The organism is Pseudomonas sp. SCA2728.1_7 (genome assembly GCF_018138145.1).
GTDB classification, from domain to species: domain Bacteria; phylum Pseudomonadota; class Gammaproteobacteria; order Pseudomonadales; family Pseudomonadaceae; genus Aquipseudomonas; species Aquipseudomonas koreensis_A.
On sequence record NZ_CP073104.1, the window covers coordinates 6,099,869 to 6,113,312 of the forward strand.

The 13,444-nt window shown below is 58.8% G+C and carries 12 protein-coding genes; 4 read left to right on the forward strand and 8 right to left on the reverse strand.

Going from position 1 to position 13,444, the window contains the following annotated elements; genetic code table 11:
• Positions 1–8: 8 nt before the first annotated feature.
• The 7 genes from KBP52_RS27345 to KBP52_RS27375 all read right to left on the reverse strand — a co-directional run bounded on the left by KBP52_RS27345 (position 9) and on the right by KBP52_RS27375 (position 8,380).
• Positions 9–3,656, reverse strand: coding sequence for a transporter substrate-binding domain-containing protein (locus tag KBP52_RS27345; protein WP_212621369.1), 3,648 nt, complete (start codon positions 3,654–3,656; stop codon positions 9–11).
• 8 nt (positions 3,657–3,664) lie between these two features.
• Positions 3,665–4,291: a response regulator transcription factor gene (locus tag KBP52_RS27350; RefSeq protein ID WP_038364238.1), complete on the reverse strand. Its 627-nt coding sequence runs from the start codon at positions 4,289–4,291 to the stop codon at positions 3,665–3,667.
• Between the two features lie 358 nt (positions 4,292–4,649).
• Entirely contained in the window at positions 4,650–5,978 is a 1,329-nt protein-coding gene (locus KBP52_RS27355) for a deoxyguanosinetriphosphate triphosphohydrolase (protein ID WP_137217754.1), read from the reverse strand.
• Between the two features lie 76 nt (positions 5,979–6,054).
• The gene (locus KBP52_RS27360; protein WP_212621370.1) at positions 6,055–7,218 is read right to left on the reverse strand and encodes an EAL domain-containing protein; all 1,164 of its coding nucleotides are present in this window, start codon (positions 7,216–7,218) and stop codon (positions 6,055–6,057) included.
• Positions 7,219–7,341: 123 nt separating this feature from the next.
• Positions 7,342–7,680, reverse strand: a complete 339-nt coding sequence (locus tag KBP52_RS27365; protein ID WP_212621371.1) for a hypothetical protein — start codon at positions 7,678–7,680, stop codon at positions 7,342–7,344.
• Positions 7,677–8,063: a phage holin family protein gene (locus tag KBP52_RS27370; RefSeq protein WP_007908652.1), complete on the reverse strand. Its 387-nt coding sequence runs from the start codon at positions 8,061–8,063 to the stop codon at positions 7,677–7,679. The genes KBP52_RS27365 and KBP52_RS27370 overlap by 4 nt, the downstream gene beginning before the upstream one ends.
• Before the next feature lie 2 nt (positions 8,064–8,065).
• A complete protein-coding gene (locus KBP52_RS27375) occupies positions 8,066–8,380 on the reverse strand; it encodes a DUF883 family protein (protein WP_007908653.1) in 315 nt (104 codons plus the stop codon).
• A gap of 304 nt (positions 8,381–8,684) precedes the next feature.
• Here KBP52_RS27375 and KBP52_RS27380 point away from each other — a divergent pair, with 304 nt between their 5' ends.
• On the forward strand, positions 8,685–9,893 hold the full coding sequence (locus tag KBP52_RS27380; RefSeq protein WP_016985472.1) for an ammonium transporter: 1,209 nt from the start codon (positions 8,685–8,687) through the stop codon (positions 9,891–9,893).
• Here KBP52_RS27380 and KBP52_RS27385 read toward each other — a convergent pair.
• A complete protein-coding gene (locus KBP52_RS27385) occupies positions 9,890–11,602 on the reverse strand; it encodes a monovalent cation:proton antiporter-2 (CPA2) family protein (protein WP_212621372.1) in 1,713 nt (570 codons plus the stop codon). The genes KBP52_RS27380 and KBP52_RS27385 overlap by 4 nt on opposite strands.
• Before the next feature lie 208 nt (positions 11,603–11,810).
• Between KBP52_RS27385 and KBP52_RS27390 the strand changes: the two genes are divergently transcribed.
• The 3 genes from KBP52_RS27390 (at position 11,811) to KBP52_RS27400 (ending at position 13,438) form a co-directional block, all read left to right on the forward strand.
• Entirely contained in the window at positions 11,811–12,047 is a 237-nt protein-coding gene (locus tag KBP52_RS27390; RefSeq protein WP_116030546.1) for a glutaredoxin family protein, read from the forward strand.
• A gap of 112 nt (positions 12,048–12,159) precedes the next feature.
• Positions 12,160–12,477, forward strand: coding sequence for a transcriptional regulator (locus KBP52_RS27395; protein ID WP_123466484.1), 318 nt, complete (start codon positions 12,160–12,162; stop codon positions 12,475–12,477).
• A 70-nt stretch (positions 12,478–12,547) separates the two neighbouring features.
• A complete protein-coding gene (locus KBP52_RS27400; protein WP_137217750.1) occupies positions 12,548–13,438 on the forward strand; it encodes a pseudouridine synthase in 891 nt (296 codons plus the stop codon).
• Positions 13,439–13,444 lie beyond the last annotated feature (6 nt).

Genomic DNA, 13,444 nt, shown 5'->3' on the forward strand with positions numbered 1-13,444 from the left:
AAGCATAGTTAAGGCAAGCTCATTGTGCTCTGATCCGACACGGCCAATTGCTGCTGCAAGGCATGTTCGAGATCGAGCATCGCCTGGTTGCTCGCCTCGCAACGGCGGGCGACCTGGTCTGTCGACATGGCCTCGGCGCAAGCCTGTTCAAGGGCATCGCAACACTCGATCACGCGCGTTGCCTGAGCGATACGCGCGGCCCCTTTGATCTTGTGAGCGACCACCGCCAGCGCGCCGCGGTCATGTTCGGGCGACAGCGCGAGCAATTCCTGGCGGTCCAGCCTGCTGCTTTTGAGCAATTCGGCCAGCAGACGACGAGCCTGCGCAGGGTTGCCACCGGTCAGCATGTTCATGCTTTGCAGGTTGAAGACCGGTGGCGCTGATGTCGGCGTGATGCCATCGACCCAGTGGCTGAGCAGGCTCAGGCTCAGGGGTTTGAACAGGCAATCGTTCATGCCGGCCTGTTTGCAGCGCTGGATTTCCTCGGGCTGCGCATTGGCCGTGAAGGCCAGCACGGTGCAGGGCGGACAACGGGACTGCAGTTCATGCTGGCGAATGGCGCGGGTCAGTTCATAGCCATTCATCAAGGGCATGTTGCAGTCGACAATCACCAGATCGAAGTGGCCGTGCTTCCATAGCTCCAGGCCATCGCAGCCGTTCTCGGCAATGCTGAAGCGATGGCCGAGAAACTCCAGTTGCTGACACATCAACAAGCGATTGGCCGGATGGTCATCGACCACCAGCACGCGCAGAGGTGCCTGTGAGGTCTTGATCGCAGGTTCACTTTTCACCGTGCTCACTTGTATCGGCAGTGTTTCCAGGGCCAGGGAGATGCAGACCTGCGTGCCGATGCCCGGCTGACTGCTCAATTGCAGTTGTCCGCCCATCATTTCGCACAGGTTGCGACTGATCACCAGCCCCAGGCCAGCGCCGCTTCTGCCTTGCTGGCTACTGTTTTCCGCCTGGGCAAACGGTTCGAACAAACGCTGCTGATCTTCGGCACTGATGCCGACGCCGCTGTCCTGTACGGTCAGTTGCATCAGGGCGCGGGCTGGTACATCGGTGTTCATCAGATCCAGAGTGATCCGTACCTGGCCTTGTTCGGTGAACTTGATGGCATTGCTGACCAGATTCGACAGTATCTGCTTGAAACGCAGTGGGTCCAGATACACATCGACGGCCAGATCCGGCGGATTGAAGATGACTTGCAGGCTGAGGTTTTTCTGCCGGGCGAGGCCGTCGAAGATCCTTGCCACTGACGTTACGGTGTCGACCAGATTGACCCGTTCCGGACAAAGGCTCAGGCGCCCGGATTCGATGCGGGCGATATCGAGAATATCGCCGATCAGCCCCAGCAAGTCCTTGGCCGAATGGTAGGCGGTGTCGATCGAAGAGCGATCCGGGTGTTGTTGATCCATGCGTTTGAGCGTCAGTTCGAGCATGCCGATGACCGCATTCATCGGTGTACGGATTTCGTGACTCATGGTCGCGAGAAAGGTGCTTTTCGCCCGATTGGCCTCATCGGCCTGTTCTTTGGCCGTGCGCAACTCCTCGAATAACTGGCGGCGCTCGCTGATGTCGATCCAGCCACCAATGATGCCTTTCACGTCGCCTCTGGAATCACGGTATGGAAGTATCCAGTGATAGATCGTCAGGCGTCGGTTGCCGATGTGTAATGGCCGGTCGACAACCATCGGGGTGCCTTCGGTAATGACGCGCAGGTAATCGGCCTGAAAGGCCTGGGCTTCGAACGCGTTGCTCAGGGAACCACCCTCGATAACGCTTTTGCCGATGACGTCTTCGCGTTTGGCATTGAACGCTTCGAGATAGCTTTCATTGCAACTTTGCAAGAGACCCTGGCGGTCGCGCACATAAATCGGATGCGGTGTGCCGTCGACCAGCGAGCGCATGAATTCGAACTGGTCGTTCAGCGCACGTTCGGCAGCCTGGCGTTGTTTGATCTGGTTGCGCATGTAGGCGTTCCACGCCAATAGCAACAGTAATAACAGGCACGCGCCGATGATTACTTGATAGAACAAGCGCTGGTAGTTGTGCCAGATGTTCTGCGATGCCGTGGAGTAACCGCGCCAGCGGCCATTGATCACGCCCAATTCATCCGGCGCGATGCTCAACAAAGCTTTGTTGATGATCGACGCCAGTTCCGTGCTGTCGCGGGCGGTCGCCAGGGAAAACGCAGCCTGGCCGGTGCCGATGGTGGTGGTGATTTGCAATGGCTGGTTGAAAATCCGCGAAGAAATGAAGTAGTTGGCAATCACCAGCGAGTTCACCGCGCCGTCGACCTGGCCTTCAGCGAGCAGCGACACCGCGCTGAAGGTATCCGCCGTTTCGATCAAATGGATGCGTGGATACTCGCGGCGCAGGTACTCGACCATCGGATTGCCCTGAGCAATCGCCAGTTGTTTGTCTTTGAGCTGGCCAAGATTGGTCGGGCCATCGGCGCTTTTGCGGGTCAGCAGAACGTAGGAGTTTTCCAGGTAAGGACGACTGAAGTTGAGGGCTTTTTCGCGCTCCGCCGTCGGCAGTAAGGCGGCGATCAGATCGGCCTGATGACGGTCTATCTGCTGGATCATTTCCGCATCGTTGCGGCTGCGACGGACCTCGAAACGCAGGCCGGTGCGCAGACGGATCAGCTCGAGCAGGTCGGCACTGATACCGCGAAAATTGCCGTCGTTGTCAAAAAACGTCAGCGGCGCGAACGCTTCATTGACCACCACGCTGACCACCGGGTGTTGTTTGAGCCAGGACTCTTCGCGTTGGGTCAGTTGCAGTTTCTGGTCAGTGAGCAACAGATCGCTGCCGGCGCTCCAGCGTTTGGCAATGTTCTCGCGTTCGCTGGCCGGCACAGCCTTGAGCACGGAGTCGATGACGCCTAGCAGCTGTGGGTTGTTGCGGCGCACGGCGAAGCTGAATCCCTGGGCTTCCTGCTTGCCGAAATTGGCCATGCGCACTTTGTTCAGGTAGCCCTTGTTGATCATGTAGTGCGTGGACAGGGTGTCGCCGAGAAAGACATCGGCCTGGTCGAATGCAACGGCGTTGATCGCATTCTGGTAGGAGGGGTAGCAGGTGATGAGTGCTTTGGGATACAGCGCTTTGACTTCGGGCAACGGCAAGTAGTGATAGACCATGCTCAACCGCAGCCCGGCGAGGCCTTCGGTGAGGGAGCGGGTTTCGTCTTCGCGGGTGACCAGCACCGGCTGGTCAATGGCATAGGGTGTCGACAGTGCCAGGTTGGCATTGCTCGCTTCAAACCCGTTCGCAGTACCCAGCAGGTCGACCTGGCCATCGAGGAGCGCGCGAATCGCCGCATCCCGAGAGGGGAAACGTTGCACCCGGATCAGCAAACCAGTGGCTTGGCCGAGGAGTCCGGCGTAGTCGGCCGTCAGGCCTTCGTAATCCTTGCCACTGACCGTCATGTCAAAAGGCGGGTAGTCGGGCGCGGAGGTGCCCAGAACCAGTTCGTGACGCTCAAGCAGCCACTGCCGTTGGGACCGTTCGAAGGTGACTGGCATCGATTCGCTCGCCGACCGGCTGAGCAAGGCATAGTCCGGTGAAGTGCCGGGCATGGCGAACACGTTGCTGCTCAGGTAAAGACCTGCGCTCAACGCAATTAAATAGTCCTTTAAACGGCTGGGCATGCGGGCTCTCACACGAGTGCGTTTCGTTTGGCCATCTCGATAAGTTCTACAAGGGATTTGGCCTTGAGTTTTTGCATCAGGCGTTTTTTGTAGGTGCTGACGGTCTTGTTACTGAGAAACATGCCTTTGGCGATTTCCTTGTTGGTTCGACCTTGGGCGAACAGTTGCAAGACCATTAATTCGCGATCATTTACGGATTTGAAAAGTTCCAGTTCGGCAAAACGGATATCGTCGCTGCGAACTGGATTCAATGCTTGGCTGGGGAAATAGTTGTAACCGGAAAGTACCGCTTTTATTGCGCTGACCAGTTCGCTCAGTTCCTCCTGTTTACAGACATAACCCGATGCGCCGGATTGCATGCAGCGAATGCCGAACAGTGTCGGGCACTGTGCCGTCAGAATCAGGATTTTCAGGGGGGAGCCCATGGCATTGAAGCGCGCCAGCACTTCCAGCCCGTCGAGCTTGGGAATGCTCACATCGAGAATGACCAGGTCGGGCATGCACTCGCGCACCATTTGCATGGCATCGACCCCGTTATCGGTCTCACCAACGACCTTGTAACCTTCATGCTCCAGCAGCATTCGAACGGCGAGACGGATGACCGGGTGATCGTCGACAATAAAAACGGAGTTCATAATCAAGTCCCATGCAAGCACGAATAAAGCGCGCACCTTAGCTCAGATGAATGAGCACTCGCATGGAGTGACATGGCTCCAGTCACGTTATCGGATTATTCCTACAATTAATGAGGAAACGGACTACGTTCAAACTAGGTTTGACGTAAGGAAGTGCAGGATTTGAACGGGCTTATAGTTTGACTTCATTGATTTGCAAGTGCTGGTTGTCAATGGGTTTTTATAGATGTTTAAAGTTGCTGATCCAACGCTTGGGAGCAGTGGCGTTCCCTGTGATAACAGTCACTCGTCAAAAACGACAATAACAGCAGGCGTGCATGCGGGTGACCCATGTGATGGCCACCCGCATGTGCCTGGGTCAGTGACTGGAGCGGCCGGTCATTTCCAGTGCCATGTCGCTGGCGTAGCTGTCGGTCATCCCGGCAATGAAATCGATCATGCGCAAAAACGAGGTGTGTAACGAACCCTGCGGATCCGGCGCATTGCTACCCAGCAGATCGAGAATACGTCGGCTTTTGAACGACGGCGTACGACCGTTGTGTTGTTCCAGCGCCGCGCCGCAGAACGAATTGAGCAGGATTTCCAGCGTGGTATACGCACCGATTTCATGCAGGGTTTTGCGTTTGTCCTGAAAGATCTTCTTGCGGGCGATGTCCTTGGCATTCAACACGCAACGCTTGGCCGGGCCGTGCATGTGCTCAACCAGATCGCCGTGCAGCGTGCCGGCAAGCAGCGCGTCCTGTTGCTCGACAAATGCGCGTGCGGCGGCGTTGGTCAAATGCTCGATGGCCTTGCCGCGCAGGATCGCCAGTTTGCGTCGGCGCGAATCCTGCGGGCCGAGCTGACGATAGGTTTCCGGCAGATCATCGCCCACCAGCCCGAGCAGCAGCGATTCGACTTCGGCGTACTCCAGCAGCTCCATTTCTAGGCCGTCCTCGAGATCGATCAGCGCGTAGCAGATGTCGTCAGCGGCCTCCATCAGGTACACCAGCGGGTGACGCGCCCAGCGCTGGTCTTCGATTTGCGGCAGACCCAGTTTATGGGCGATCTGTTCAAGCAACGGCAGCTCGCTCTGATAGCAGCCGAACTTGTGTTTCTTGTAGCCCAGGGAATCGGCGTGGCGCGCGGTCCACGGGTATTTCAGATAGGTGCCAAGGGTCGCGTAGGTCAGCCGCGTGCCGCCATCGAACTGGTGGTACTCCAACTGAGTCAGGACGCGGAAACCCTGGGCATTGCCTTCGAAGTTGAGGAAGTCAGCGCGTTCGGCTTCGCTCATGCCATCGAGCCAGCCACGCCCGGCCGCCTGCTGGAACCAGTGGCGAATGGCATCTTCACCGGAATGGCCGAACGGCGGATTGCCGATGTCGTGGGCCAGACACGCCGACTGCACGACCATGCCGAGATCGGCCGGGTCACACCATTCGGGCAAGGCACCGCGCAGGGTTTCGCCCACCCGCATGCCCAGCGATCGGCCGACGCAACTGACTTCCAGCGAGTGGGTCAGGCGCGTGTGTATGTGATCGTTGCTGGTGACCGGGTGTACCTGGGTCTTGCGTCCGAGGCGGCGGAAGGCGCCGGAGAAAATGATGCGGTCATGGTCTTTGTGGAAAGGGCTGCGGCCAAGTTCTTGCGGGCTGTGCAGTGGCTTGCCGAGGCGTTCGCGGTTGAGCAGGGTGTGCCAATCCAAGGCTGATTCTCTCCGTCAGGTGACTGGGGGCGTTGACCGCTAGCTTCCCGGTTCACACCCATCCCTGCAAGCGGAACTACAGTCCCGCCGCGTCGATGTCGATCAACAGCAAACGCTCGCCGTTGTCGAAAAACTGCCCGGCCGTCAGGCAGTACTGATTGCTGGTGGCATCGCGGTAGGTATTGGAAAGCGTCAAACGCCGCTCCTCCCAACCCTCGGCGAGCAAATGATAGAAATACGGGCGCCACGACCAGTTGTGCCCCAGATAACGATTGTCGGCGACCCAGCCGTGCTGGCGCCATTCGAGGTTGGGGGTCAGTTGCGTGCCGTGACGATCGCATTGATAAAAGCGCAGCAGCCAGGGGAAGGCGTCCAATTGTGGCAATGCACTCAACGGCGCATGGGCCTGAGCCCAGGCTTGCAGGATCGACATCAGTTCAGCGAGTTGCTGGCGCATTTGCATCAGCCGCCCGCGCTCGGCGAGTTTCTGCCGGACATAGCGCTGGCGCAGTTCGGCGAAGCGTTGCACAAACGCGTCAGTGGGGAAAAAAGCTTCCTGTGCCCGTGCGAACAGGAATCCCTGTACATAGCGCGATCCGCATTCGAGGGCGAAATTCAATTGTGCTTCGGTCTCGACGCCTTCGGCAATGATCCAGCAGCCGGTCTTCTCGGCCATCTGCGCGAGTGCCTTGACCACGTCGCTGCTCGGCCCGCCCAGTGCCGCGGCCTGAAACAGACGCATATCGAGTTTGAGAATGTCCGGTTGCAACGCCAGCACCCGATCCAGTTGCGAGTAGCCGGCGCCAAAGTCGTCGATGGCGATTCTCGCTCCCGCCTCGCGATAGCGCGCGACGACTTCGGCCAGGCGTTGACCATTGCCAGCCAGTTCGGTGATCTCGAAGACGATGCGTTGCGGATCGATGTTGTAGCGTGCCAATTGCTTGAGGCTGGGCAGGGCTTGATCGGCGCGCAGGCGACTGATCCAGCGCGGCGACATGTTCAGGCTGAGAAACCAGTCAGCCGGCGCTTCATGCAAGCGGCTCAAGGCGTTGTCGCGGATCTGCCGGTCGAGACGGCGCAGGGCAATGGCGGACGTTCGTGGATCGGCAAACAATGGCCCGACCGAATTCAATTGACCGTCAGCCTGGCGCAGGCGACCCAGCGCTTCAACGCCGGCAATGCGTCCCGTGGCGGTATCGATGAAAGGCTGAAAGCAGGCAAGCGGTTGCCCGTCGATCACGGGGCCTCCTTAGTGGTTCTTGTTCTGGTGAACCCCGTCGACCGGATAGGCGCACGGGATTGAACCTCCGGATAAAGAGGTTCATCCCGCCGATAGTGCAAGAATGTAGCCAGATGTATCTGTTTAGCGTTTTGCCGAACTCTGCATGACCAGTCTGATCAACGGCCCGAGGCTGGTGCCGAGCCGGATTAAACGGCTTAACCCGCCAGCGCCGCCGCTTTTCGCGCCTTTGCCGGTGATAAAGCCCAGCAGCGTAACGGCGGCCACGCCCCACAATGGCGCGTGTTTGATGCCGAAGCCACCTTGCAGGTTTTGCGTCATGCCGCGCATGCGATGCAGGGGTTGCAGGACTTGCCCGGCTTCATGGCGGATTTCCTGGCGATGCATTTCCATGCGCAGGCGGATCAAGGCCTTGCGCATTTCCCGACGCGAGCTGTTGTGTGGCAGTTCAGGCAGGCTCATGGCAGCAGGCGCTCCCGGTCGTTGGCCAGCTCTTCGAGCGTGCCGTGGAAAGGCGAGGACTCATCGAAGATCGCCGCCTTGAGGCGCAGCGCGCAGAAGATCGAGGCCAGGGTATAGAAGACGCACAGGCCGATGATCGCGGCGAGACGGTAGGTGTCCCAGAACACGATCATCACCAAGGTCGATAACCCCACCAGCAACAACAGGGCAAAGACCAGGGCCAGGCCGGCGAACAGCAACAGGCTGACGGTACGTGATTTCTGCTCCTGCAATTCGATGCCGAACAATTCGACGTGGCTGTGCAGCAGACCGAGAACGGCGGCGCCCAGGCGTCGCGTGGAAGAGGCGGTGCCCGCAGTCGGGCCGGATTCACCGATCGACATAATCAGCGCCGAGTGGCCAGCAGGCCGATCAGGAAACCGACACCGGCAGCGATGCCGACGGACTGCCAAGGGTTTGCCGACACATAATCTTCAGTGGCGGTAACAGCCGCCTGACCGCGATCGCGCAGGGTTTCTTCGGTCAGTTTCAGCGTTTCGCGGGCGCGCAGCAGGCTGTCGTGGATCTGCTCGCGCAGCTCATCAGCCTGATCGCCGGCCAGAGTGGCGGTGTGCTCGAGCAACCGTTCGGTGTCGGCGACCAAAGTCTGGAAGTCGTTCATGAGGATTTCTTGAGCAGTCTTTGCCTTGATGCTGGCCATGGTGGATCTCCGTAAGTGACGTCTGAAGCGTTCGAGTATGAGCCTTGCGCGAAGGTTCAGTACAAATGACTGGTACAACTTTTGCTGTGTCGTGGTGCGTCGCCCGACCGCTGTGCGCTGTTGCCGGGCGCTCGCATTAAGAAACCTTATCCCAAACAAGCCCGGTTCGTGTCAGGACATCGACCTTGTGCGCCAAAGCAGTTCGCCGGGCATCCGGATTCGTGACTGCGCGGTCGCAACTTGGTGCATGAAATGTGCGCATGAACCGCTTTGGTGCCTTTTTCGCCTTTAGGTCTGCCTGCTTATGGAAAATCTGCAAAGCGCTGTGGACACCCTGGTTCACAGCTCCAATACCTTGTTCATTCTGATCGGTGCGGTGATGGTGCTGGCGATGCACGCCGGTTTCGCCTTTCTGGAAGTCGGTACCGTCCGCCAGAAAAACCAGGTCAATGCGCTGTCGAAGATTCTCAGTGATTTCGCTGTCTCGACCCTGGCCTATTTCTTTATAGGCTATTGGATCTCTTACGGCGTGACCTTCATGCAGCCGGCGGCGGTATTGAGCGCCGATCACGGTTATGGACTGGTGAAGTTTTTCTTCCTGCTGACCTTTGCCGCTGCGATCCCGGCGATCATTTCCGGCGGCATCGCCGAGCGCGCGCGTTTTGTGCCGCAGTTGTGTGCCACCGCGTTGATCGTTGCGTTCATCTATCCGTTTTTTGAAGGCATGATCTGGAACGGCAACTACGGTCTGCAAGCGTGGCTGACAGCGCAATTCGGTGCCGCTTTTCATGACTTCGCCGGCTCCGTGGTGGTGCATGCCATGGGCGGCTGGCTGGCGCTGGCGGCGGTATTGCTGCTGGGGCCGCGCAATGGTCGTTATCGCGACGGTCGCTTGGTGGCATTCGCACCGTCGAGCATTCCCTTTCTGGCGCTGGGCTCGTGGATTCTGATTGTCGGCTGGTTCGGCTTCAACGTGATGAGCGCGCAAACACTGCAGGGCGTCAGCGGTCTGGTGGCGGTCAATTCGTTGATGGCGATGGTCGGCGGCACGATGGCAGCGCTGCTCGTCGGGCGCAATGACCCGGGCTTCCTGCACAACGGCCCATTGGCCGGTCTGGTGGCGATCTGTGCCGGCTCCGATCTGATGCATCCGGTGGGTGCCCTGGTGACTGGCGCGATCGCTGGCGCACTGTTTGTCTGGTGTTTTACCGCCGCACAGGTGAAATGGCGCATCGATGATGTGTTGGGTGTTTGGCCACTGCACGGCTTGTGCGGTGTGTGGGGCGGGATTGCCTGCGGGATCTTCGGCCAGACTGCGCTTGGCGGGATCGGCGGCGTCAGCCTGATCAGCCAGTTGATCGGCACCGCACTCGGCGTCGCGGTGGCGCTGATCGGTGGCTTCGTCGTCTACGGCGTGATCAAGGCGCTGCACGGGCTGCGCCTGAGTCAGGAACAAGAGTATTACGGCGCGGATCTGTCACTGCACAAGATCGGCGCGGTGAGCCAGGACTAAGTTTCGGCATCGTCGCTACCGGGATAAAAGCCGTGGAGCAGACGATAGCGGTCGATGCGCACCTGATCGACTTTTTCCTGCACCTGATGCGCTGGCAGACCGAGCATGATCAAGGCGTGGGAGGCGAGCATCAGGCTCGATTCCAACAGCTCCGGCACCACTTCGGTGGCGCCGGCGGCTTTCAATTCGGCCCATTGGCTGTCGTCGCGGGTGCGCACCAGAATCGGCACGTGGGCGTTGAGCCGGCGCGCTTCCTTGAGGATGCGCAGGGCAATGTCACTCTGATCCACGGCGACCACCAGCAGTTTTGCGCGCCGCAGGCCCACGGCGGTCAGCAGCTCGCCGCGTGACGAGTCGCCATAATGCACGTCACTTTCTCCACTGGCGGCTTCCTGTACGCGAACCGGATCACTGTCCAGGGCGATGTAAGGCTGTTTGGCATTGCGCAGGAAACGCCCGATGGATTGACCGACGCGGCCGTAGCCGCAAATCACCACATGCTGGTTAAGGTCGGCGTTGAGTGCGCTGATTTCCTCGATCTGTGCTTCCTGATTGGGCTTGCGGTGCAAGGCGGCCGCGATGCGGGGTGCTGCGCGCAGCAACAGTGGCGTCAGCAGCATCGAGCAGAACGTTGCGGCGAGCAGAAGATCGCTCAACGCTTCGGGCATCATGCTGTGTTGCTGCATCTGCGCCATCAGTGCAAAGCAGAACTCGCCACCCTGAGCCAACGCCAGGCCGCTGCGCCACGCCGTTTCGCTGTCGCTGCCGCGCCACTTCACCAACAAGGCCACAACGATGCCCTTGATCACCATCAAACCGACGGTGAGCCCGAGGATCAGCAGGCTGTGACTGACGAACAGTTGCAGGTCGATGAGCATGCCGATGCTGACGAAAAACACCCCGAGCAGGATGTCGCGAAACGGTCGGATGTCGGCCTCGATCTGATGCCGATAGTGGCTTTCACCGAGCAACATGCCGGCCAGAAATGCACCGAGGGCAGGGGACAGGCCCAGCAGGTGAGTCAGCCACGCGGTCAACAGCACAATCACCAGCGCCAGCAGTACGAACAATTCTGCCGAGCGCGAGGCGGCCACTTCATGAAACAGCCGCGGCAGTAACCAGCGACTGGCCAGCAGCAGACCGACAAACAGCACCACGGTTTTTGCCAGCGTCAGTGGCAGCGCCCAGTACCAGGCTTGCTCGCTGCTGCCGGCAAACACTGGCACCAACGTCAGCAGCAATACCGCGACCACGTCCTGAAACAGCAGAACGCCAACGGCATTCTGCCCGTGACTGCTGAACACCTCGCCGAGGCTGCCCAACTCTTTGGTCACAATTGCCGTCGATGACAGCGAAAGCCCGGCGCCGAGCAACAGCGCTGGCGTCGTCGGCATGCCCAGCAGCATCAGCAGCAGACCGAGCAGCGCGGTGCTGATCAGCACCTGCTGACTACCGAGACGGAACACCACCTGGCGCAAGGCGATCATCTTCGACAGGGAGAACTCCAGTCCCAGTGAAAACAACAGAAACACCACGCCCAGTTCGGCGACATCGGGCAGGTGTTCGCTTTCGTTGACCCAGTCGAAGGCACTCGGCCCGACCAGCAGTCCGACGCACAGATAACCCAGCACCGGCGGCAAGCGCAGGCGACGGAACAGGGCAATCACCACGAGGGACGAGGCGAGGATGATCAACAGGTTGGCAAACACTGGACACTCCGATGTCAGATTCAGGCTTTTCAAGCGTAGAGGCAAAAAGACCGGGAGGATCGCGTAATTGGCTTTTCTGCGGACTGATTTGCGTCAGGGTTTTGCCTGTGAGCCTTTGTCGGGGCGCTGAAGCCTTTGGGCGGCGGTGGCTCGACGGGTTTTCAGCTGCGGCCTAGAATAGGCCCACTCATTTTCTGGTTGAGCGCTCATGCTTCCTGAATGTCAGCTGTTCGGCACCCTTGGATGCCATTTGTGTGAAGTCGCCGAGGCCGAGTTGATGCCTTTCGTTGAGCATGGCCTGCTGGTTGAACTGGTCGATATTGCTGACGACGAAATGTGGTTTGAGGCTTACAGCCTAAGGATTCCGGTGTTGCGTCGCGTCGACACAGGGGCGGAATTAGGCTGGCCATTCAGCTCCGATGAAATCGTAGCGTTTCTGGGTTAATCAGTATTTTCCCGTTCATCCCGCCGGTCGCCGCTGCCATCCATTGCTTGGCATTTTGCGGATTGTTCGGTTACTGTATGTTCATACAGTAAATGCGTCAGAGGGATGAACCGTGGTCAATGTCGAACAGTTGAAAAACAGCGTGAACCGGATGTCGGTTGACGTGGTGCGCGAGGCCGTTCTCGAATTGCGCCTGGACGGGTTGGTCACGGAAGGCAAGACGCCCTTCAACAAATTGCATTTCAACACCTGTTTTGCCGAGATCGAGGCCTTGTTTCAGCGTGCTGGTTATCACAAGCAACTGGATGTGGTTGGTTATCAGGGTTTGCTTTACGCCTTGTATGACCCGGGCCGCTGGGAGGCCGTCGATGTGCTGCGCTGGCTCAAGGAATTCACTGAGGCTGCAGCGCTCAAAACGATCCCGGCCTGAGCATTCTGCGCTAGGTTCGTTTCCCTCAGTGCTGGATAATGCCGCCCTGTATTGAGGGTTTGATTGCCGTATGTCCACATCTACATTCTCTGCTGCGCAGAATCAGGCGAGCACGCTTTATCTGCCGCCCGGTAAATGGCTGACTGTACTCGATTGCCTGTGCGAGCATTTCCGCGCCATCGATCGCGCGCAATGGCTGGACCGGATCGCCCGGGGGCGAGTGCTGGATGGCCATGGTCAGCCGATCTCGGTGGACTTGCCTTACAAGGAAGGTCTGCGGATTCATTATTTTCGCGAAGTGCCGGACGAAAAGCCGATCCCGGTGGTCGAGTCGATTCTCTATGCCGACGAACATTTGGTGGTGGCTGACAAACCGCATTTTCTGCCGGTGACGCCCGCCGGCGAATACGTTGAGCAAACTTTGTTGCGCAGGCTGATTCGTCGCCTGGACAATCCCCATCTGGTGCCCTTGCACCGTATCGACCGGCATACGGCGGGACTGGTGATTTTCTCGGCCAATCCGCAAACTCGTTCGGCCTATCAGTCGCTGTTCCCGACCCGGCAGATCGACAAGCGCTATGAAGCCATCGCCCCGGCGCTGCCAGATCTGAAATTTCCGCTGGTGCACAAAAGCCGTCTGGTGGATGGCGAGCCGTTTTTCCGCATGCAGGAAGGCGCCGGTGCCAGCAATACCGAAACGGCGGTGGAAGTCCGGGAAAAGCATGGCGATCTATGGCGCTATGGGTTGTTTCCGGTGACTGGCAAGAAACATCAGCTGCGTGTCCACATGACTGCGCTGGGGGCGAGCATCTGCAACGATCCGTTTTATCCGGATGTGTTGAAAGACGTCGAGGATGACTACGCCAATCCTCTGAAGCTGCTGGCGCAAGGTCTACGGTTTATCGACCCGGTAACCGGTGAAGTTCGCGAATTCGAGAGCCGGATTACGCTGCAGTGGTGACACCGC

Excerpts from the sequence above, each read along its gene's own strand:
- KBP52_RS27345 (WP_212621369.1), bottom strand. The coding sequence starts at position 3,656 with ATGCCCAGCCGTTTAAAGGACTATTTAATTGCGTTGAGCGCAGGTCTT.
- KBP52_RS27380 (WP_016985472.1), top strand. The coding sequence starts at position 8,685 with ATGGAAAATCTGCAAAGCGCTGTGGACACCCTGGTTCACAGCTCCAAT.
- KBP52_RS27400 (WP_137217750.1), top strand. The coding sequence starts at position 12,548 with ATGTCCACATCTACATTCTCTGCTGCGCAGAATCAGGCGAGCACGCTT.
- KBP52_RS27365 (WP_212621371.1), bottom strand. The coding sequence starts at position 7,680 with ATGAGCCTGCCTGAACTGCCACACAACAGCTCGCGTCGGGAAATGCGC.
- KBP52_RS27375 (WP_007908653.1), bottom strand. The coding sequence starts at position 8,380 with ATGGCCAGCATCAAGGCAAAGACTGCTCAAGAAATCCTCATGAACGAC.
- KBP52_RS27350 (WP_038364238.1), bottom strand. The coding sequence starts at position 4,291 with ATGAACTCCGTTTTTATTGTCGACGATCACCCGGTCATCCGTCTCGCC.
- KBP52_RS27390 (WP_116030546.1), top strand. The coding sequence starts at position 11,811 with ATGCTTCCTGAATGTCAGCTGTTCGGCACCCTTGGATGCCATTTGTGT.
- KBP52_RS27370 (WP_007908652.1), bottom strand. The coding sequence starts at position 8,063 with ATGTCGATCGGTGAATCCGGCCCGACTGCGGGCACCGCCTCTTCCACG.